This is a genomic window from Hymenobacter sediminis, from assembly GCF_003231285.1.
In the GTDB taxonomy this organism is placed as follows: domain Bacteria; phylum Bacteroidota; class Bacteroidia; order Cytophagales; family Hymenobacteraceae; genus Hymenobacter; species Hymenobacter sediminis.
Genome location: NZ_QKNS01000001.1, coordinates 576,849 through 595,548, shown reverse-complemented (window position 1 = coordinate 595,548; position 18,700 = coordinate 576,849). Strand labels below are relative to the sequence as shown.

15 protein-coding genes and 1 tRNA gene are annotated in these 18,700 nt (G+C 57.5%); 5 read left to right on the top strand and 11 right to left on the bottom strand.

Annotated elements, in window-relative coordinates:
- Window positions 1-69: 69 nt before the first annotated feature.
- Together DNI29_RS02540 and DNI29_RS02535 are read right to left on the bottom strand one after the other, a co-directional pair.
- On the bottom strand, window positions 70-1,161 hold the full coding sequence (locus DNI29_RS02540) for a DUF6268 family outer membrane beta-barrel protein (protein WP_110976492.1): 1,092 nt from the start codon (window positions 1,159-1,161) through the stop codon (window positions 70-72).
- Between the two features lie 182 nt (window positions 1,162-1,343).
- Window positions 1,344-5,252, bottom strand: a complete 3,909-nt coding sequence (locus DNI29_RS02535; protein WP_238387982.1) for a BamA/TamA family outer membrane protein — start codon at window positions 5,250-5,252, stop codon at window positions 1,344-1,346.
- 247 nt (window positions 5,253-5,499) lie between these two features.
- On the opposite strand from DNI29_RS02535, the gene DNI29_RS02530 reads away from it, so the two are divergent.
- The gene (locus tag DNI29_RS02530) at window positions 5,500-6,741 is read left to right on the top strand and encodes a Pycsar system effector family protein (protein WP_110976490.1); all 1,242 of its coding nucleotides are present in this window, start codon (window positions 5,500-5,502) and stop codon (window positions 6,739-6,741) included.
- 108 nt (window positions 6,742-6,849) lie between these two features.
- Here the strand turns inward: DNI29_RS02530 and DNI29_RS02525 are convergent, their stop codons facing one another.
- Window positions 6,850-8,010: a DUF2652 domain-containing protein gene (locus DNI29_RS02525; protein ID WP_162303478.1), complete on the bottom strand. Its 1,161-nt coding sequence runs from the start codon at window positions 8,008-8,010 to the stop codon at window positions 6,850-6,852.
- A 127-nt stretch (window positions 8,011-8,137) separates the two neighbouring features.
- Here DNI29_RS02525 and DNI29_RS02520 point away from each other — a divergent pair.
- Window positions 8,138-8,209 (top strand) — tRNA-Arg (locus DNI29_RS02520).
- A 102-nt stretch (window positions 8,210-8,311) separates the two neighbouring features.
- Here DNI29_RS02520 and DNI29_RS02515 read toward each other — a convergent pair.
- On the bottom strand, window positions 8,312-9,013 hold the full coding sequence (locus DNI29_RS02515) for a response regulator (protein WP_110976488.1): 702 nt from the start codon (window positions 9,011-9,013) through the stop codon (window positions 8,312-8,314).
- 328 nt (window positions 9,014-9,341) lie between these two features.
- Between DNI29_RS02515 and DNI29_RS02510 the strand changes: the two genes are divergently transcribed.
- Both DNI29_RS02510 and DNI29_RS02505 read left to right on the top strand, forming a co-directional pair.
- Complete coding sequence (locus DNI29_RS02510; RefSeq protein WP_110976487.1) at window positions 9,342-9,701, top strand: STAS domain-containing protein; 360 nt, start codon at window positions 9,342-9,344, stop codon at window positions 9,699-9,701.
- Window positions 9,702-9,861: 160 nt separating this feature from the next.
- On the top strand, window positions 9,862-11,349 hold the full coding sequence (locus tag DNI29_RS02505) for a nicotinate phosphoribosyltransferase (RefSeq protein WP_110976486.1): 1,488 nt from the start codon (window positions 9,862-9,864) through the stop codon (window positions 11,347-11,349).
- Between the two features lie 48 nt (window positions 11,350-11,397).
- On the opposite strand, the gene DNI29_RS02500 is transcribed toward DNI29_RS02505, so the two are convergent.
- Window positions 11,398-11,931 carry a DUF4240 domain-containing protein gene (locus tag DNI29_RS02500; RefSeq protein ID WP_110976485.1) on the bottom strand — a complete coding sequence of 178 codons (534 nt, stop codon included), beginning with the start codon at window positions 11,929-11,931 and terminating at the stop codon, window positions 11,398-11,400.
- 177 nt (window positions 11,932-12,108) lie between these two features.
- On the opposite strand from DNI29_RS02500, the gene DNI29_RS02495 reads away from it, so the two are divergent.
- Window positions 12,109-12,324, top strand: a complete 216-nt coding sequence (locus DNI29_RS02495; RefSeq protein WP_110976484.1) for a heavy-metal-associated domain-containing protein — start codon at window positions 12,109-12,111, stop codon at window positions 12,322-12,324.
- Window positions 12,325-12,414: 90 nt separating this feature from the next.
- Here DNI29_RS02495 and DNI29_RS02490 read toward each other — a convergent pair whose 3' ends face one another.
- From DNI29_RS02490 to DNI29_RS02465, 6 genes are all read right to left on the bottom strand, one after another.
- Window positions 12,415-13,518 carry an AIR synthase-related protein gene (locus DNI29_RS02490; protein ID WP_110976483.1) on the bottom strand — a complete coding sequence of 368 codons (1,104 nt, stop codon included), beginning with the start codon at window positions 13,516-13,518 and terminating at the stop codon, window positions 12,415-12,417.
- A 171-nt stretch (window positions 13,519-13,689) separates the two neighbouring features.
- Window positions 13,690-15,198 carry an amidophosphoribosyltransferase gene (gene purF / locus DNI29_RS02485; RefSeq protein ID WP_110976482.1) on the bottom strand — a complete coding sequence of 503 codons (1,509 nt, stop codon included), beginning with the start codon at window positions 15,196-15,198 and terminating at the stop codon, window positions 13,690-13,692.
- A gap of 105 nt (window positions 15,199-15,303) precedes the next feature.
- On the bottom strand, window positions 15,304-16,020 hold the full coding sequence (gene purN, locus DNI29_RS02480) for a phosphoribosylglycinamide formyltransferase (RefSeq protein ID WP_238387981.1): 717 nt from the start codon (window positions 16,018-16,020) through the stop codon (window positions 15,304-15,306).
- A complete protein-coding gene (purD, locus tag DNI29_RS02475) occupies window positions 16,004-17,287 on the bottom strand; it encodes a phosphoribosylamine--glycine ligase (RefSeq protein ID WP_202910358.1) in 1,284 nt (427 codons plus the stop codon). Before purD ends, purN begins: the two co-directional genes overlap by 17 nt.
- 28 nt (window positions 17,288-17,315) lie before the next feature.
- Entirely contained in the window at window positions 17,316-17,699 is a 384-nt protein-coding gene (locus DNI29_RS02470; protein WP_110976480.1) for a nuclear transport factor 2 family protein, read from the bottom strand.
- 26 nt (window positions 17,700-17,725) lie between these two features.
- Entirely contained in the window at window positions 17,726-18,658 is a 933-nt protein-coding gene (locus DNI29_RS02465; protein WP_110976479.1) for a phosphoribosylaminoimidazolesuccinocarboxamide synthase, read from the bottom strand.
- Window positions 18,659-18,700 lie beyond the last annotated feature (42 nt).

The window sequence follows — 18,700 nt, the reverse complement described above, 5'->3', positions numbered from 1 at the left end:
AACAGCCCCAACGCAGCAAGTGTGTCGGGGCTGTTTGTGTTTAGTGCCGGCTAGGGGTAGGCAGGCGGTTTACTTGTCTACGGTCTTCTTCAGGAACTTGCGCGGGGGCACAATGAACAACTCAAAGGAGGCATACGGAGCACCGGCCAGCTTGCTGTCGATGATTTTAAAGCGGTTGTCGTTGGTGCGGTCGAAGGCGTCGAAGGCGTAGTTGTAGCGGTAGCCGCCCTCTAGGCCAAACCACAGAAAATCATAGATTTCCCGCTCCCAGCGGCCCCGGAATTTTACCTCGGTTTCGCGCAGCTCCAGCGTGCGCAGGTCAATGGCTCCTTCGCGGCGCAGAGGCTCGCGCAGCTTGATGATGTAGTTAAGCCCGTCCACGGAGTAGCCCGCAAAGAACAGGGAGCGGGGCGAGGCATTGTAGCGCATAGTAATGCGGGCCGGGAACAGCGCCTCTACCCCCCAACGGTTGTTGAAGGTGCGGTTATACAGCACGGCCGGGTAAATGCTTTGCCGCCCGAAGGTATAGCCCAGCTGTAAGCCTACCCCCCACGAGAAGGTAGGGCTGCGCTTCCAGCCATACAGAAACTCCGACGACACGCGCAGGTAGTCACGCACGCTCAGCTCCGAGGAAGTGTAGTCGCCGCTTAGCTCGCCCTTCACCCGGAAGATGTACCAGTTCACTTCATTCACAGGCCGGATAATAGCCAGCTGGGCGCCCAGGGTTTTCAGGCCTTTGTCCTCGATGTTGTCGTAGAGCTCGTAGCCGGTAGGCCGGTCCCGGAATTTGAATTCCTCCCGCTCGTAGTTCACGCCCAACAGCATTTTCAGGTGGGGCCGGTTCCAGAACGGAATGTAGCCTTTGATAACCAGTCGGGCATTTTTCTCGGCCTGCGAGCGGTAATCATTTAGCCCTACCACTCTCCCATCCGATGACACGTTGAAGCGCGGCATCCGCTCGTAGTGAAAAATGAGTCCCTTACTGGGGCCCATGCCTAATACCGAGGGGGTAGCAAACTCCTTCTGATTTGCCGCGGCAATGGTGTCGCCGGCTGGGGGTGCGGGCGGCGGATATACGGGTGGTGTGGTGGGTGTTATCTGGGCCTGGGCGGCTTCGGCGCACAGCATGGCTACTGCTAAAGCGGCCAGAGGCCGTAGCATCCTCAACGTCTTCGAAGCGGAAACACAAATCATACGGGTGGAAAGCGAGGGTATAAACCGACGTAAAGACGTCCGGCTAGCCTTAACGTCTTTTGCGCAAAAAGGATAAGGCTTTAACCACAACCGGCCCGACGAGCTTCGCCCGCCGGACCGGCTATGATTACGCGAAAGAGTGACTTAGCTTAAAACAGAAAGTCGAAGCCGACAAAAACCAGGTTTTCTTCACCTACGGAATAGGTAGCATTGATGACGGCCTGCTTCAGAATATCAGCCCATACACCGCCACCTATAGCCGTGTGGAATGCTTTCAGGCCAGTGTCGGTGTCACGCGAGGAGTACACACGGGCAGCATCGGCCAAGCCCAGAATACCGAACTTACCGGGCACCAAGTAGGCATTGAAGGTGAAGAGCTGCACCCGCACCTCCGCGTTGCCATACACCGACGAGCGGCCAGCGTAGCGGGTGCGACGGTAGCCACGCAGGTTGGTGGTGCCCCCTAGAGTATTAGCCTGGAAGAAGCGGTAGTCGCCGAGGTTGCGGTTGGCTCCGATGCGGCCGGCCCAAGTTAGCTGGAACGGGAAGTTCGGCGAGACGTAGGCGCGGAACTCCGTAGCCAGACGGCCATAGCTCAGCTTCTCGCCATTGAGCTGGTGGTTGTACTCGGCCGAGTTGTACCAGCGCAAGCCAATGCGGGGGTTTTTGGGTGAAGACGCAGCATCCAGGTTCAGGTAGGCTTTACCACCCAGGTAGCGGTTCAGGCCGAAGTCAGAGGAGCGGATGCCGGCGGCGGCGGTGCCTTCGCGGCCGTTGCCGTTTTCATCGAGCCCGGCGGCTATTTCGCGGCCAATCTGGTCGCGGTCTACCCGGAACTGGTCGTACTGTGGGCCGATACCGAACTTGAGGAAGCTGAACAGATCCTTTTCCAACATGGGCGCCACGTACAGCCGCGAGAAACGGATGCGGTACGTATTGTTGATGTCGCGGGCGCGGGTGTCCCGGTCATCGGCCAAAATGTTGCGCGTGTCGTTGCCCAAACCGAAGAAGTTATAGAGCAGCTGCGGGCCGTAGAGCTGAGCGGTGAGGCGCAGATCGGTTTTGCCCAGCACATCCACGAAGTGCCCGAGGTAGCGCACGTTGTAGGCGCTCTGCGAAGGCGAGTAGTTAGCGGCTAGGCTCTGCTCGGTAGCATAAGGTGCTTTCCGGAAACCGTAGGTGCGGTACACCAGCCCGCCGCCGAAGAACAGCCGGTCATCGACGTTGTAGCCAAAGTAAGCGGTAGGCCCGAAGTAATTCAGGGTGTAGTCCTTGCGGTCGGTGCGGTTGTGCACGTCGTAGCGGCTTACATCAATACCGGGCTCCAGGCGCAAGCGCGCGTCCTTGCCGCCCACAATCACGTTGCCGGTGTCGGCATCATATACATGCAGGCGGTGGCGGAAGCCACTTACGTTAGAGGTGTTGATGATGGAGTCCCGATCAACACCTCCAATGATGCGCACCAGCGGACCGCTTTTCACGTCACCCTTTACCTCGTACTGGTCACGGCCCTCAAAGCCGTAGAGGCGCAGTTCCTTAGTTACCTTATTATCAAAGATGCGGTCGAAGAGGATTTTAGTTAGCTCGCCTTCCTTATTGATTTTCTGCACCGTTACGTGCGTCTTATCATCTTTCAGGCGCTCTACCACAAACCGCTCACGCTTCTTGGAGCCCTTCACCTCCGTTACTTTGCTAAGCACCTCGTAGTAGTCGGCGGCTACCTCGGGTAGCAACTCGCGGCGGCTCTTAAGCTTAGCAATGATTTCGGGACCGTGGAGGTCGTAAATCTGTTTGGGCCACCGTTCCCGGAAGGCTTTCTCAATGACCTCGTCAGTAAGGCCGGCTTTCATTTCTTCGGCCTGCTTTACCCATTCCTCCTTGGTCACGGAGGCCAAGTACACCCGGTCGTTGCTCAGGGCCGTCAGATTCAGGCCTTTCCAGTCGGCGTAGTCTTCTCCGAAGTTCTGGAAGTTGCGGATGGCCCACTTGCGCGAAGCCAGCCACGGGAATATTCCATCTCCCTTGAAGAAGGCAATGTCCCGGTCCTCGGGCACCGCCGTGAATTTTCGGTCGCCGTCTTTGTCCTTTTTCTCGGCCCAGCGCCATTGGTCTTCATGCCGGTCCCAGTCGCCAATCCACATATCGAAGAGGCGGGAGCGGGCAAATGCTTTTTCGTTGACGCGGTTATCGTTGTCGTCGGTAATGCGCTCAAATACCTTGTCGGTACCTACCAAGTTTTTGGCGTTGCCCAGGCTTTCCACGTTGCTTTGGTCGTCCTTGGCATCTTCCTCAATGGCAGCCGGGGTGTTGCTGAACCGCTCCAGGTACTGGCCCAACAGGGGGTCTTGGGGGATGTAGCGCAGCTCGGGGTTAGTGTGCAGAATACCAGCCGCCGTAGCCAGCGGCGGAATAACAATGGAGCCATATGGGTGCTGGGCCGATATCTGATCCTGCAGAATATCGGCGGCGGCTCCTTCGCGCAGGGCCTCAGGCAGTACAGCCGAAGGGTCTTTGTTAAGGCTGCGAATGGTGAAGTTGCGACCTTCCTCGTTGCGCACTTTCAGCGAGGCGGTTTGCTTGCCACCCCCAATTTTGTAGGGCGTCAGGCCGCCTTTCTCGGTAGACAGGTCCAGTACCGGGAACTTCACGGGGGTAGCCCACTCCTCGCGGTAGTGCTTCCCGAACAACGACTTGTGCAAACCGCTCCGGTCGTTGTAGCGCTTGTTCACGGCTATCGTCACGGTGCTGTCGGCGAAGTTGGGTCGGGGCCCTGCCACGGGTTTCGCTACCGAGTCGGAGGCGGTGGCTATCTGCTGGGCATACAGGGGCGAGCGAAACACGAGGCGGCCGGTTTGGCCTGCCCCCTCGGGCACGTAAAACTCCGTCCAGACCTCACCGTTATCGTAGTAGTTCACGCGGGCAAAGCCCTTCTCCTTGTCAGAGAACAGCGCGTCGCCACCGCTACCGGGCTTTACGTGCTGGGTTTTGCAGCCCGAACCGCTGACGATGTGGTTGAGGTTGCCTTCCTTGAAGAACTGCAGGTTGTGCTCGTGACCGGCAGCGTACACCACATTGGGGTACTTCTCGAAAATTTCCATCAGCCCCTTTTTGTACGCCTGGTACAGTGGGTGCGGAATATCCTGGCTGATGCCGCCGTACTTGCGCGCAAACGGGTAAATGGAGCCAATGACCGGCAGCGGCACAAAGGCGTACTTGAACACGATGCTAAGCGGGAAAATATGGTCGGCCAAGGTGAAGTAGCCGCCATGAATACCGTCGGAGAACAGCGGGTGGTGGGCCACTACCATGATGTTCTTGCCGGCGTTACGCTGGATGATGTCCTCGACCTGGGTAAAAAAGTCGGTTTCGTTGGCTACCCCACAGCCGCTGTTGGCCCCGTACGGCCGCTCGCCCGAAGTCTGCAAAAACCACTGCGAGTTAATGGCAATCAGCACCAAGTCGTCCTGCAGGCGCACCTCCACGGGGCCTGGGCAGGCATTGCGGGGTAGGAAAAAGTCGCCCGTGTAGGGGAATGCCGCTGAGTCGCTCTGCAGATAGTTTTCCACAAAGAACTGTTCGCGGTTTACCTGTTCAACAGCGCCGCGGTTGCCCTGCTTCCAGTCGTGGTTACCCGGAATCATGTATTTCTCGCCCTGGTAGTCGCGCAGAATCTTCATCTGGTCGATGATGCGCCGCTCCGACTCCTTGCGGTCCGAGGCTTTGGCCTCGGGCATGCCGTACTCGTAAATATTGTCGCCGAGGTACACGGTAGTGCTCTTGGCTCCGGCCGTCAGAATTTGCTTGCGCAAGTAGTTCAGCGACGGCTCGCCCCCTTCCGCTTCCGGAATGGGTTTGCCCACGTCGCCAATCAAAAACACGGTATAGCGGATGCGCGAGCTGTCGGGCGGCGTTTTGGCCTGCCAATCGAGCCCGCCCTTGCGGTAGTTGGGGCGCTCGGGGTGAGGCGTCTGGGTTTTCTGCTGCGCCAGCGCCGAGGGCGCGGCTGCCCCAGCCAATGCCAGCAGCAAGCAACAGGACGACAGGAAATGTCTGCTCATATAAAAGAGAGGGGTAGCAAGTAAGCCGAGGGCTTGCCAGGGCACCAAGGCCGAGGAACGGATGTTCAGAAAATACGGGAAACGTACCGGTAACGGACGGCCGCCGCACCGTGTTGTAAGTACGGTGCGCTGCCCTACGCAGTTCAGCCGGGTACGGTTGGGCTGAGGCCCGCAAAACCCGGCGGCGCGAAACCCGTTGTAAGCCGAACAGCCCTTTGCTGTTGTTGTTGTTGTCTGCTCTCCGCTGATGGAACCCATTCTTACCCAGAAACCGGCCAAAGCCGAAATCATCAAAAATGCCAAGGCCTACGCGCTGGCGCTGCTGGAGCAGAAGCTCCCGCCCCAGCTCGTATACCACTCGCCCAAGCACACGGCCACGGTAGTAAAGGAGGCCCGCGCCTTGGGCGAAGCCGCTGGCCTGGGCGAAGCCGACCAGGAAGCCCTGGTGCTGGCTGCTTGGTTTCACGATATTGGCTACACGGAGGTGTACGACGGACACGAGTACCGCAGCGCCGAAATGGCCGGTGAGTGGCTGCGGCAGCAGGGCTACCCCTCCCAGCGCATTGAAGTGGTGCAGAACCTTATTAGGAGCACCCACCGCGACGCCCCCCGTGAAACGGAGCTGGAGCAGCTGCTGGTAGATGCCGATATGAGCAACATGGGCCGTGAGAGCTTCTTTGCCGAGGCCGAGTTGCTGCGCGCTGAGTGGGAAGCAATGCTGGGCAAAACCTACACCAATAAGGAGTGGGCCGAAACCCAGCTGGCCTTTCTGCTGGCTGGTAAGTACTACACCAAGGCCGCCAAGGAGCGCTACCAAGAGCAGTTCAAGGAGAACATCAAGGAGCAACGGAAGCTGCTAAAGAAAATCGATAAAAAGCAGAAGAAGAAGGAAGAAGAGGCTGAGGGCACCTTCGCTGAGCCCAAGCGCGGTATCGAAACCATGTTTCGGACCATGTACAGCAACCACATGAAGCTCTCGGACATGGCCGATAAGAAGGCGAACATGATGATTTCGCTGAACGCGGTCCTGATGTCGCTTATTATTACCTACTTCGGGGCCAAGCTGGGCAGCAAAACGGCGGCTCTGAGCAACGTGGGCATCATCCGTAATCCTATTGTGGCTGTACCCATGGGCATTCTGCTGGCTACGGCCCTCGCCTCAGTTATTACGGCCATTCTCTGCGCCCAACCTGATGTCACGAGCTTTAAGTGGCTGAAGCGCAGCCCCCAGATTGCTACCAACCGCCGCGTAAACCTGCTGTTCTTTGGTAACTTCAGCAAGCTCAGCCTCGACGACTTTCAGCGGGGTATGACGGAAATTATGGGGCAGAAGGAAGCCTTGTACACCAATATGGTAACCGACATCTATTACCTCGGCGACGTGCTTACGAAGAAGTACCGCCTGCTGCGCCTGAGCTACACTATCTTCATGGTAGGCCTCATCCTGACGGCTCTTTCCTTTGGCATCACCCTTTTATACAAGGTATAGGGGGTAGGCACCATAGGCTTGCTTAGATACTTGCACTGCAAACTCACCATACAAAAGGCCCACCTGGCACTGCAGGTGGGCCTTCTGCTTTTCGAAGGGGGTAGGCGCCTACCCCTCTGCTGGCTCCATGAGCTGGGCCAGCCCCTGGATAGACCGCCCCAAGAAGCGGTGCAAACGACGCAGCTGACCAAACCGAATGAGGCGGCTGGGGCTGGCAATGTGGCCGTAGCGTAGCTCCATCGTAACCAGGCAGGCGTTGCCGGTAATGGCTTCCACGGAATAGAAGAGCAAGGTGTTAGGGAAAAGCCGGAAGTGCGAAATCTTCTCCACGTACTCTAGCCGGCCGTCCTCGTCCTCAAAGCGCTGTACGGCCTGGAAATCAATCTGCCCGCTGAATACATCTACCTTATAGCTGGTGCCCAGGCGGCCGACCTTGGTCACGTCGTAGTGCACGGCGGTGGCGCCTTCCATCCAGCGGGGGCGCAGGCGGAAGTTGGTGATAACCCGCAGGGCATAAGGGGCCGAGATGCGCACAGCTCGCCGCACCTTCAGGGCACAGCCCCGGCCCGGCGGCACATCGTCGTCTATTTCCGGGGTACTCAGCAGCAGACGTAGTGGCGAGAGGCTGGCAAAGTGGTACGTGGTTTCGCCGAGGTACTCGTAGTAGGTAGCGCCGGGGAGCAGGCGTGTCCAGGAAAATGCCTGGGCTAAAGCTGCCGGCGTTTGGGTGGCCACGTATCCCGCCGACAGCAGCACATACTCCGAGCCGGTTACGTTGTTTTTCAGTAGCCGGTGCACCACAATCACGTCGCGGCCCATCAGCTTGGTGTACTCCCGAATGCGCGCCACGCTCACCCGCCCGTAGTGCACTACAATTTTCAGCGTGAGGGCCAACTCATGCAGAGCCGCTGCCAGCTCCGAGGTAGTGTCGCGGGCTACTAGGCGCAGATAATTCTGGAAGTCGAGGTAGATGCGGCGGCACTGGCGCACCAGCTCTGCCACCGGCGGGGGTGGCCCCAGGCGGTAAAACAGCACGGCGTCGCCTTGTATTTCATTCACCTGCAAATCCAGGGTGTTGGCTTCAATTAGGATTTCCAGCAGATCGGCCACCAGAAACGGCGCCTGTGGGCTCCCTGACTCCTCAATGAAGCGCGTAAACCCGCTGATGTCTGGGATAAGCAGCAAGGCGGGCACTTGCTTATCGGAGCCAAAGCGCGGCGCGGCACCGGTGGTCCGCCGGTCAGCACGCAGGTCATCCAGTACACCCATGAAATTGAAAGAGAAGACAGTGAGGGGAGAGCAAGATAGGCTACGGAACGTACCCATCCGAGGCCACCGATGCTGCGGGTTTGGGCCGGCAGCGCTTTCGGCGTAACTTTGTAGCAGAGTGTTTTCTGGCTGCGTAGTTCAACGGATAGAATAAGGGTTTCCTAAACTTTAGATGTGGGTTCGATTCCCGCCGCGGCTACTGACAGGTGAGATGGTGAATTGGTAGGTTTGGTGTTCGATTGGCGCTGTTTGCGTCGACAGAACATAAAACCCGCTAGTTCACCATCTCTTTTTTTCACCTCTACTCTATCAGCCCGTGTGTCATGGCGTAGCGGATTAGGGCAGCGGTGTTTTTGGCCTGCGTTTTCTCGATGATATTCTGGCGGTGGGTTTCAATAGTGCGCTTGCTGGCAAACAGCTGATCTGCTATTTCAGCATTCGTCAATCCTTCCGCAATTAAGCGCAGCACCTCCATTTCCCGCACCGACAGCTCCACCGTGCCGGAGCGGTTCAGAAGGGGGTTATAGATGGGTGGCATATCGGCCGCGTCATTGAACTCAGTTGCCTCCGAGGCGGGGGGTAGGCGCTGGGTAGAGCGGTAGAGTAAGTTCAACCCGATTTCAGTGCAAAGAAATGGCCGCCCGGCCCCTACCGACCGAATGGCGTAGACTATCTCGGTGGTATCAGAGTTTTTGAGCACATACCCCAGCGCACCAGCCTGCATCATACGGTACACATAGTTTTCGTGTTCGAGCATGGAAAGCACCAGCACGCGCACCTCTGGGTAGCGGGTACGCAGGGCGGTCATGGTAGCGAAACCGTCCAGCACGGGCATGTTCACGTCCATCAGTACCACATCGGCAGCCGTATCGGTGAGCAGCTCCAGCAACGCCTGCCCGTTACCGGCCTCCCCCACTACCTGTATATCAGGTTCGTGAGACAATATGGCCCGGATACCATCCCGCAGAATGGTGTGGTCATCAGCAAGCATTACGCGAATCATAAAAAGCAATCAGGGCAAATATGGTAAATACACAAGCCGCGCTCCGGCGGCTTGCCATTAGTACGCAATATGCACCGCGAAGGCTGCTGCCCGGCACCACACCAGTGCTCGGAGGGTTCAGGCTCCGGCTGGGGGTAGGCAGGCCGGAGAACCCGCAGCTCAGCCCTACGTATTATTACCTAGTTATAAATCAGTGTTTTATACCCAACTCCCGCGCCGTATATACTCTATATTTGACTACATTTCATTAGCTACACGTAACCCGGCCTAGCTGCTCGGAAACTGCTTTTTACACGGCTTGCTTCATCTTTAACCAAGAACCTGCATCATGGAGGTATACCGTGAAATCCTACCGGAAAGCTACCTGCTGATTCTGGCAGATGATAATGACCCAACAGGTGGCGCCCAGTTGTCGTACGCCCTGCGACGCGCTTGCCGCAGCGGCAAGCCCAGCATTTGGGTTGACTGCAGCCACCTTCGCAATCTTTCTTTCTCGACTCTGCGCGTGCTGGTACGCTACTACCAACGGCTGCAGGAGCGGCATATCCCGCTAGTGCTCTGCCACCTCGGCGACTCCGCGGGTCAATTGCTCTCCAGCCTCCCCGCCTCGCTCTGCCCGCCAGTCGTTCCGTCGTTGCTGGATGCTGAGCGCTACTGCCGCACCCAACGTACAACTGCTACCAGCTAACTCTTGCCCGCACCCAACTGAATAGTCCCCCTCAGGAAAACCATTACCCTTCCCTACCCCCGCTAGCGGCTGCAAGCCGCTTGGCCAACACAATAGGGGGTAGAAAATCGACGGAATCAAATATTCTGCGTAAGCTTCGGCATCTCAACCGTTGCTTTGCATGAACTCTGCTCCGCTCTCCGGCCTGTACGCGCCTTCCCTTAGCCTCCTCACCGACCTCTACCAGGTTACCATGGCCTACGGCTACTGGCAACAGGGTTTGCAGGACCGTGAGGCCGTGTTTCACCTGTACTTCCGCCGCCCGCCGTTTGATGGGGGCTACGCCGTAGCGGCCGGACTAGCCTACGCCGTTGATTTTCTGGAGAACCTGCGCTTCTCGGAAGATGACCTCGCCTACCTCGGCAGCCTGAAAAGTGCCAAAGGCGCGGCCATGTTCCCTCAGGAGTTCCTGGACTACCTCCGCGACCTGAAGTTTACCTGCGACGTAGATGCCATTGCTGAGGGCACGGTGGTTTTCGCCAATGAGCCCCTGATTCGGGTGCAGGGCCCGCTGCTGCAAGCTCAGCTGGTAGAAACGGCGCTGCTGACGTTGGTAAACTTCCAGACCCTCATAGCCACCAAGGCGTCGCGCATCCGGGAGGCCGCTGGCTCTGATACTGTGCTGGAGTTTGGCTTGCGCCGCGCCCAGGGCTTCGATGGGGGGCTGAGCGCCAGCCGCGCTGCTTACTTGGGCGGGGTTGATGCTACCTCCAACGTACTGGCGGGGCAGCGCTTCAACATCCCGGTGAAAGGCACTCACGCCCACAGTTGGGTTATGGCTTTTAATGACGAGGTAGAAGCCTTTACTGCCTATGCCAAGGCCTTCCCCGATGACTCGGTTTTCCTGGTAGATACCTACGACACCCTGGACGGTGTACGACACGCCATCAAGGTAGCTCGCGAGATGCGCGCCAATGGCCACGAGTTAGGTGGCATCCGCCTCGATTCGGGAGACTTGGCTTACCTCAGCCGGGAAGCCCGAGCCCTGCTCAACGAGGCCGGATTTGAAAACGTGCGCATTGTAGCCAGCAACGACCTGGAGGAAAACCTCATTACCAGCCTCAAGCTGCAAGGCGCTAAAATCGATACCTGGGGCATCGGCACCCAACTCGTCACGGCTTACGACCAACCGGCCTTAGGCGGAGTGTACAAGATGGCCGCCCTACGCAAGCCTGATGATTCGGGCTGGGACTTCACCATCAAGCTCTCCGAGCAGCTCGCCAAAACCAGCATTCCCGGTATTTTGCAGGTACGCCGCTACGAAAGCGAGAAAGGCCAGCCCCGTGCCGACATGCTCTACAACACCGCTGAGCCCCTGCCCGAGCGCCTCACCATCATCGACCCCGTGGATGCTACCCGCCGCCGCCCCGTGCGCCCCGATGCTACCTATCGGGAGCTGCTGGAGCCCATTTTCCGCCGCGGCGAGCTGGTGCACCAACTGCCCACCCTGCAGGAAAGCCGTGCCCGTGCCCAGCGCGAAGTCCTCAGCCTTGACCCCAGTATCCGCCGTTTCCTTAACCCCCACACCTACCCTGTGGGCCTAGAGGAAACCCTCAACACGTTCCGCACCAACCTGATTCTGGAGAAACGGCCACTGCGGCCGGCGTAGAGCATTTGAAAAAGAAGGCCTAGTTGTTCGTGCAGCTAGGCCTTCTTTTTACACCGCGCCAAACTTCTTCCATAGCTTCGGCAGCATCTTCGGTAGCTGATTTTCAGTCCAGTCTTCACCTTTGGTTTCGCATCTGGAATCGTAATCAAGTCCGCGCTCAGATGCTATTGCTCTGGGAAAAGTTTCATCTTCCTCCTTTCTGCCCGTACGCTTTTCAAATGCTATAGTAGCCACATACAATAGCGGTTCAAAGTCCTGATAAGGGTCCTCAATGATGCTTGCCAGGCTATCAGGGTTTCGTAGCGCATCAGAGAATATTGCTTCGCCCTGGCCGATTAACCAGCACCGGAAATACAGGTACGGGTCGTCAGATACGTAGCCATCGATGATTTTCTGAGCCGCTATAATGTTGTAATGGTCGGCTTCAATTAGGTACTCACGCAGGAAGCATTCAAACTCAATTATTTGTTCTAGATCTAGCTTTTCCAAGCTGCTGATCAAGGCCTGCTCCTGAACTTGCTGGTTACCACGAGCTTCTACCTTCGCTGACTCTACTATCTGCCAAAATGCAGTCTTATCCATCTCAACTAAGTTTATAATAAAGCTCTGAAATACAGCAAAACTCTGCACACTGCCAGCCAAAGCCTGTACCAGTCAAGCTTGTTCGACAGCTAATTTTGTTTCGTATTCGTTGTTACAGCAACTCACTTGCCGCTGCCAGCATCCCTACCCCCTGCAGTGGCCTAGAACCTACTTCCCATGTCAACCCTGAAATTCAAAACCACCATCAACTGCGCCAACTGTGTGCGCGCCGTCACGCCTTTCCTCGACGCCGAAGCCAGCGTGGAAAAGTGGAGCGTGGATACCAATAGTGCCGACAAAATCCTAACGGTAGAGGGCGAAAACCCCATTCCCGAGCTGATTATGAAGTCCGTGTCGCAAGCGGGGTTTGATATTGAGCCCGTAGCTGCTTGATGGGCCGCGTAACGACTGATTTTAAAACGAACGTCCTGCTGCGCTAAGCGCAGCAGGACGTTCGTTTTATTCCCCAATATAGGTATTGGCTTAGCCTTCGTAGCGCAACTCTCCCGCTCCAACGCGCAGCACCACATCGGTTTCCGAAGTAATGCGACCAGCTACCTGGGCTTGATAACCATGGCTGCGCAGGGTTTCGGCTACGGCTTCGGCCTGAGCTTCTTCAGTGACGAGCAGCATGCCGTTGCCCATGTTCCAGTAGAGGTAGGCTTCCGTGGGTGTGATGCCGGCCAGCTCGGCCAGTTGCTGCATGGCGGGCAGGGGCTCGAAGAGGTTATCCAGCTCGGCGCCTACACCGTTTTTGAGCACGCGCTTGAAGTTGTCGGCAATGCCGCCGCCGGTGATGTGTGCGGCCGCACGCAAGGGTAAGCCGGCATCCAACACCGCTGCCACACCAGACGAAAAGATGAGGGAGGGAGCCAGCATTACTTCGCCCCAAGTATGGCCCATTTCATCGGCGTCGGGGCCGGTGTAGGGTGCTGTATGCCAAGCTTCGCCAAAGGCTTTGGTGAGGGCACGGCGGGCTAGAGAATAGCCGTTAGAGCGAAATGAGGGCGACCGAAGCGCCACCACTGCCTGCCCAGCACGCACGTTGGCGCCGCTCAGAGGGCGCTCCAGGCTGGGGTGTAGCACTCCTATAGCCGTCGAGCACCAGTTGAAGTTCATGCGGGCGCCGGGGTAGCCCCCGATGCGGTTGCCCAGCTCGGCTATTTCACCGCCTGTCACGGCAATCTGGCTGAATTGGGCCGCGTCGTGCAGACCGCGCATCAGTTCATCTACCACCTCGTAATTGAGCGTGTTCACATCGATGATGTTCGACAGGTTGGTAGGCACGAAGCCAGCCACTACCAGGTCGTCGGCCACCATAGCAATCAGGTCGTAGCCCAGCGTATCGTAGCGGTCCGTGCGCTCTGCTACCTCAATCTTAGTCCCGATACCATCGGAGCCGATGCCCAGTCGCTCACTGCCAAACCGAATTTCATTAGAGAAGCCTCCGGCTAGGTCCTGAGCCGGCTCGCCGGGCTTACCCGCGCGGGTCGAGAAAGTTTTCTGGGCCCAGTGGTAGGCGTTCTTGGAAGCGGCGTTGCCTTCTTCAATGGAATAGCCGGCGGTGGCTTTGAAGTCAGAGGACATATGGAGAGCTATGTAAAGCTAGAAACTAGTTCCTCTCTTTCCCTGAAGAGAGGGTAGAGGTGGTTAATTGGCACTGAATGGCTTAGAGTAAGGCTACAAGCTAGCTCCTTTCTTACCTCTTACCGGAAGAGAGGAATTAGCTTATAGCCTTACTCTAAGCCGCTCAACATTCTAATGCTCGGTGGGCGCAGGGGCCTTGGCGCTGACGGAAGGCAAAGCAGATGAGTCGCCTTTTTTGTCGGCGCGGTGACTTTGGCGCTCCTCCTGAATGTGACGCAGGTACTTAGTCACGTCGCCAGTAGGGTACTTGCCAGTGAAGCACGCAAAGCAGTTGCCGCCGTGGCCCTTCGCTTCTGAGAACAGCTCTTGCAGGTCCTCAATCGACTGATAGATAACCTTATCAGCCTCAATGTAACGGCAGATTTCCTCCTCAGTGTAATTGGCCGCAATCAGCTCGGTGCTCATGGCCATATCAATGCCGTAGATGCACGGTGCAATGATAGGCGGGGCACTGCTGATAAAGTACACCTCTGCCGCGCCAGCCTCGCGCAGGATGCGCACGATGCGCCGAGAGGTAGTGCCGCGCACAATACTATCATCAACTACGGCAATCTTCTTACCCTCCACAAACTCCCGGATGGGGTTCAGCTTCTTCTTCACAATGTCCTCGCGGCCGGCCTGGCTGCTTACAATGAAAGAACGACCCATGTGGTTGTTCTTCACCAGCGCCCGGCGGTAAGGCACGCCAATAGCTTCTGCCAGACCAGAGGCCGAGAAGTACCCCGACGACGGTACGTCAATCACCATATCGGGCTGAATGCCCGAGGCAATGACTTTTTTGGCTAGCATCTTGCCCAGACGCACCCGTTCCCGGGCCACTAGGCGGCCGTGGATGGTAGAGTCTTCGCGGGCGAAATAGATGTGCTCGAACACGCAGAACGCCTTTGGCTGGGCGTAGGGGTTCTTGTAGTGCACCTTGAAGTCCTTATCAATAAAGATAGCCTGACCGGGGCCTACATTCTTGATAAACTCGAAACCTAGGTAATCGAAGCAGGTGCTTTCCGAGGCGAAGGCGTAGATAGGACCATTTTCCGTGTCGCGGCGGCCCAGCACCAGCGGCCGGATGCCCAGCGGATCGTTGAAGGCCAGCAGGCCGTGCCCGGCAATGACAGTAATGGTAGCGTAAGCTCCTTTCACCAGCTCCTGCGTCGTTTCCACCGCATCGAAAATATCGATAACCGAGAGGTTGTCGAGGTTTTTCAAGCGCAGCTCCGAGGCGAAGGTGTACATGATGAGCTCCAAGTCGTTGCTGGTTTTGGGCAACACGTGGTACTTCTCGTGCAGGCGCTTGGCAGCCGAGCGGAAGTTGATGACGTTGCCGTTGTGCACCATGGCCAACCCAAAGGGGTAGCTGGTAGTAAACGGCTGCGCCAGTTCCGCATCTCCGGAGCCCTGGGTGGTGTAGCGCGCATGACCGATGCCGATGTTGCCTTTCAGCTTCTTGAGCTGCTTAGGTTTAAACACATCCGATATCAGGCCGTTGCCTTTGCAGAGGTGAAAATTATCGTCGAAGGTGGCTATGCCAGCCGCATCTTGGCCGCGGTGCTGGAGCGCCGTCAGACCAAATACGATGTCGTGAGCAACGTCATCGGGGCCGTAAAAACCTACAATTCCGCACATGGGAAGTATCAGGAAGTGGTAGTGAGCAGGGAAGCCCGCTACCGGGGTGGTTAGTGTGACTCCTGGAAGGCACCGGGCTTTCCTGGGTTGAGGAGGGTAAGCGGCCTAACCCGCATCTTCCTTTCCTTGCGGAGAAGAACCAGCGGCGAGAGGCAATAGAGGATCGGTGGTGGAAGCTGAAACGGCGGCCGCAGCTGCTGTTTCAGGAGTGTGCAAGGGCAGCTCACCTTTAATAAGATGGGCTAGAGTATCGGCGTAGAGAAAGTGCTCCACTGCTAGGCCACGGCGCTCCACTTCTGCCAGAGTATCAGCGCCCTGTAAGTTGACAGGGTGCTGGGCGAGAATGGGTCCGGTGTCCAGGCCCTCATCAACCAAATGCACCGTTATTTTGGTTTCCGACAGTTGATTTTCAAAAGCCCATTCGTAGGCGTGCAGGCCTTGGTGTTGGTGCGTATCGGCGGGGTGAATGTTGAGGATACGGCCTGCAAACGCCCGAATGAACGTCGGCGACAGAATGCGCATGTAACCAGCCAACACCACGTAATCGGGTTGGCATTGGTTTAGCACTTCAACTACTTCAGCATCGAACTCCGTCCGCTTGCGCCCCTGGCTGCTGAGGCTGGCGGTAGTACAGCCCAGGGCTGCTGCGGTTTCTAGGCCAGGAGCATCAGGCTTGTTGCTGAACACCACGGCTACCTCGGCCAGGTTCTGCAACACTCCGTGTTGCACGGCCTTTACCAGGGCCACCATGTTGGAGCCCCGACCCGACAACAAAATAGCCAGGCGCTGTTTGCGGATGCTATGGTTACCAGTTTCCTGCAAGGGTCGGTTCCGGCCGCTGGCCGATATCGGTACGGATGTACACATCCTTAAATTTAACTCTTTCTACTTCCCGATACACGTGGCTCACTGCATCTTCCAGCTCGTTACCGTGCCCAACCAGCACCATCACCCGGCCGCCACTAGTCACCAGTTCCCCGTCCTGCTTGCGGGTAGCGCCGTGGAAAGCCAAGATGCTGGGGTGCAGTTGGTCCAGGCCAGTAATGGGGAATCCGGTAGGGAATTGAGCCGCGGGGTAGCCGCCTGAAGCCAATACTACCCCCACATAATACCCACGACGTTGGTGCACTACTGTTTGCTGAAGCGTACCATCCAAAGTGGCTTCAATGAGTTCTAGCAGGCTGCTTTCCAGGGCCGGCAGCAGTACTTCCGCTTCCGGGTCGCCGAGGCGGACGTTGTATTCCAGCAGCTTTGGCCCCTGAGGCGTGAGCATGATGCCGAAATACAGGAAGCCCTTGAAGTCAAATTGTTCGTTTTGCAATCCTAGCAAGGTAGGGTCCACGATGCTGGTACGAATGGCGGCCAGTACGTTGTCGTCGGCGAAAGGCACGGGGCAGTAAGCGCCCATGCCGCCGGTGTTCGGGCCTTGGTCGCCGGCCAGCAGTTGCTTGTGGTCCTGGGATGGAGCCAGTAGCCGCACGCGGTTACCATCGGTTACGCCAATGATGCTGATTTCGGGGCCAGTCAGCTTTTCTTCCAGCAGGAAGCTAAACCAGCCGGTGTGCTGAGCTTGCAGGTCGTCGAGCGCGGCTTGCGCTTCTTCAATGGAAGAACACACGTACACGCCTTTACCAGCTGCTAGCCCATCGTACTTCACTACTACCTGCCCATCCAGCTCAGTGGCTTTGGCGCGAGCCTCCTCGAGCTTGTCGCTGCGGTACTGCCACGACATAGCGGTTGCTACCCCATGCCGCCGCATAAAGTCCTTCGACCACACCTTAGAGCTTTCCAACGTTGCACCAGCCCGGCTGGGGCCAAACACTCGGATGTCGGAACCAGTGAAGTAATCCGTCACGCCCGCCGCCAACGGAGCTTCGGGACCCACCACAATCAGCTTCACGCCGTTGGCTTCGCAGAAGCTCTCGATGGCTGGAAAGTCGGTAGCGCTGATTTCGGGGTGGCTGTTCGGAATGCCGCCGTTGCCGGGCAGCACGTGCACGGTAGCCCCGTCGCGGGTCAGCTTCCACGCCATAGCGTGTTCACGGGCCCCGCCGCCGAGGAGTACTATGGTTTTATTACTGTTGCTCAAAGGAATAGGTAGTTAGGCTACGATGCGTCTAGCTGATGTCATCGATGGAAATAATCAGCCCATCAGCAAACTGAAAAACGGACTTGCCCTGCAGTTGTAGTGTGTCACCGGCCTTTAGGCCAGTAGGAAAATCCATTGCGGCAACGGCGGTATAGTCCAGAAGGACCTCCACGCGGCTGTCGGCTACTTGCCAGTCGGTGACGCGCTGCTCACGCTGGGTGAAGTACTGCAAAGCTTGCTGAGCCTGCTGTAGGAAGGCTTCCTTACCTGTCAAGGTCAGGTTTACTTCACCGTTGGAAACGTTGCGGAAGACTACGTCCTCGTGCAGCTGGCGCAACATGCCGTCTATATCAAAGCGATTATACGCTTCGATGTAGTCTTGCACGAGTTGTTTCTGTTTCGCGACGTCCATTGGCTTTGTCTTACAGTGCTTATAGCTCAGGCCTTTTGCATGATGCCAGCCTGCACCAAGTTGCCTATAAGGCGGGCCTGTACGTCACCGCCGGTTGCAGTGTCGTTGGCAGCAGGCAGCGGGGCACCCGTGATTCGCTCGTAAATATCGAGGTAGCGGCGGGTGGCTTCGGCGGAAACTTCGGGGGTAAGGGCGCGAGGGTACTGGCCGTCCTGCTTGTTGGCAATCAGCCACTGGCGAACGTACTCCTTGTCAATCTGCTCCACGCCCTCGGGGTTCTTGGCGTAATCCTCGGCGCTCCAGAACCGTGACGAATCGGGCGTGTGGATTTCGTCAATCAGAATCAGCTCCCCATCCAGCAGGCCAAACTCATACTTGGTATCCACCAGGATGATGCCGCGCTCCGCCATCCACTGCGAAGCAAAGTTGAACAGCTCCAGGGACTTCACCCGCATCTTCTCGTACAACTCCGCCGACACCCAGCCTTCCGATACCAGGTTTTCGGGCGTAATCTCGCGGTCCGATTCCTCCTTAGTGGTAGGCGTCACGATGGGCTCGGGGAACTTCTGGTGTTTGGTCAGGCCGTCCGGCACCGTTACGCCTGAGAAGGTACGCTGACCGCTCTGGTAGCCGCGCCACATGGAGCCCGTGAGGTAGTTGCGCACCACCATCTCCACCCGAATCGGCTCGGCCTCTTTAGCTAGCGTCACGTTCGGGTCGAGCAGCGAAATCACGTGGTTCGGGATGATGTGCTGGGTTTTCTCGAACCAGAAAGCCGCCAGCCCGTTCAGCACCGCGCCTTTGTGGGCCACCGGCGTTTCCAGCACCGAGTCGAAGGCCGACAGCCGGTCGGTTACCACGATGAGCCGTTCGCCAGAAGGCGCGCGGTACGAGTCGCGGACTTTGCCGCGGTGCAGGAGTTCGAGCTGAGGGGTATCGAAGTGGTTGAGGGTGTTCATACAACAAGGTAGCGGCCGGCACTAGGCCAGCGGCTTGCGGAG

Bases quoted from the DNA above. Each gene is read 5' to 3' on its own strand.
- DNI29_RS02540 (WP_110976492.1), bottom strand. From the start codon at position 1,161: ATGCTACGGCCTCTGGCCGCTTTAGCAGTAGCCATGCTGTGCGCCGAA.
- DNI29_RS02535 (WP_238387982.1), bottom strand. From the start codon at position 5,252: ATGAGCAGACATTTCCTGTCGTCCTGTTGCTTGCTGCTGGCATTGGCT.
- DNI29_RS02530 (WP_110976490.1), top strand. From the start codon at position 5,500: ATGGAACCCATTCTTACCCAGAAACCGGCCAAAGCCGAAATCATCAAA.
- DNI29_RS02525 (WP_162303478.1), bottom strand. From the start codon at position 8,010: ATGGGTGTACTGGATGACCTGCGTGCTGACCGGCGGACCACCGGTGCC.
- DNI29_RS02515 (WP_110976488.1), bottom strand. From the start codon at position 9,013: ATGATTCGCGTAATGCTTGCTGATGACCACACCATTCTGCGGGATGGT.
- DNI29_RS02510 (WP_110976487.1), top strand. From the start codon at position 9,342: ATGGAGGTATACCGTGAAATCCTACCGGAAAGCTACCTGCTGATTCTG.
- DNI29_RS02505 (WP_110976486.1), top strand. From the start codon at position 9,862: ATGAACTCTGCTCCGCTCTCCGGCCTGTACGCGCCTTCCCTTAGCCTC.
- DNI29_RS02500 (WP_110976485.1), bottom strand. From the start codon at position 11,931: ATGGATAAGACTGCATTTTGGCAGATAGTAGAGTCAGCGAAGGTAGAA.
- DNI29_RS02495 (WP_110976484.1), top strand. From the start codon at position 12,109: ATGTCAACCCTGAAATTCAAAACCACCATCAACTGCGCCAACTGTGTG.
- DNI29_RS02490 (WP_110976483.1), bottom strand. From the start codon at position 13,518: ATGTCCTCTGACTTCAAAGCCACCGCCGGCTATTCCATTGAAGAAGGC.
- purF (WP_110976482.1), bottom strand. From the start codon at position 15,198: ATGTGCGGAATTGTAGGTTTTTACGGCCCCGATGACGTTGCTCACGAC.
- DNI29_RS02470 (WP_110976480.1), bottom strand. From the start codon at position 17,699: ATGGACGTCGCGAAACAGAAACAACTCGTGCAAGACTACATCGAAGCG.
- DNI29_RS02465 (WP_110976479.1), bottom strand. From the start codon at position 18,658: ATGAACACCCTCAACCACTTCGATACCCCTCAGCTCGAACTCCTGCAC.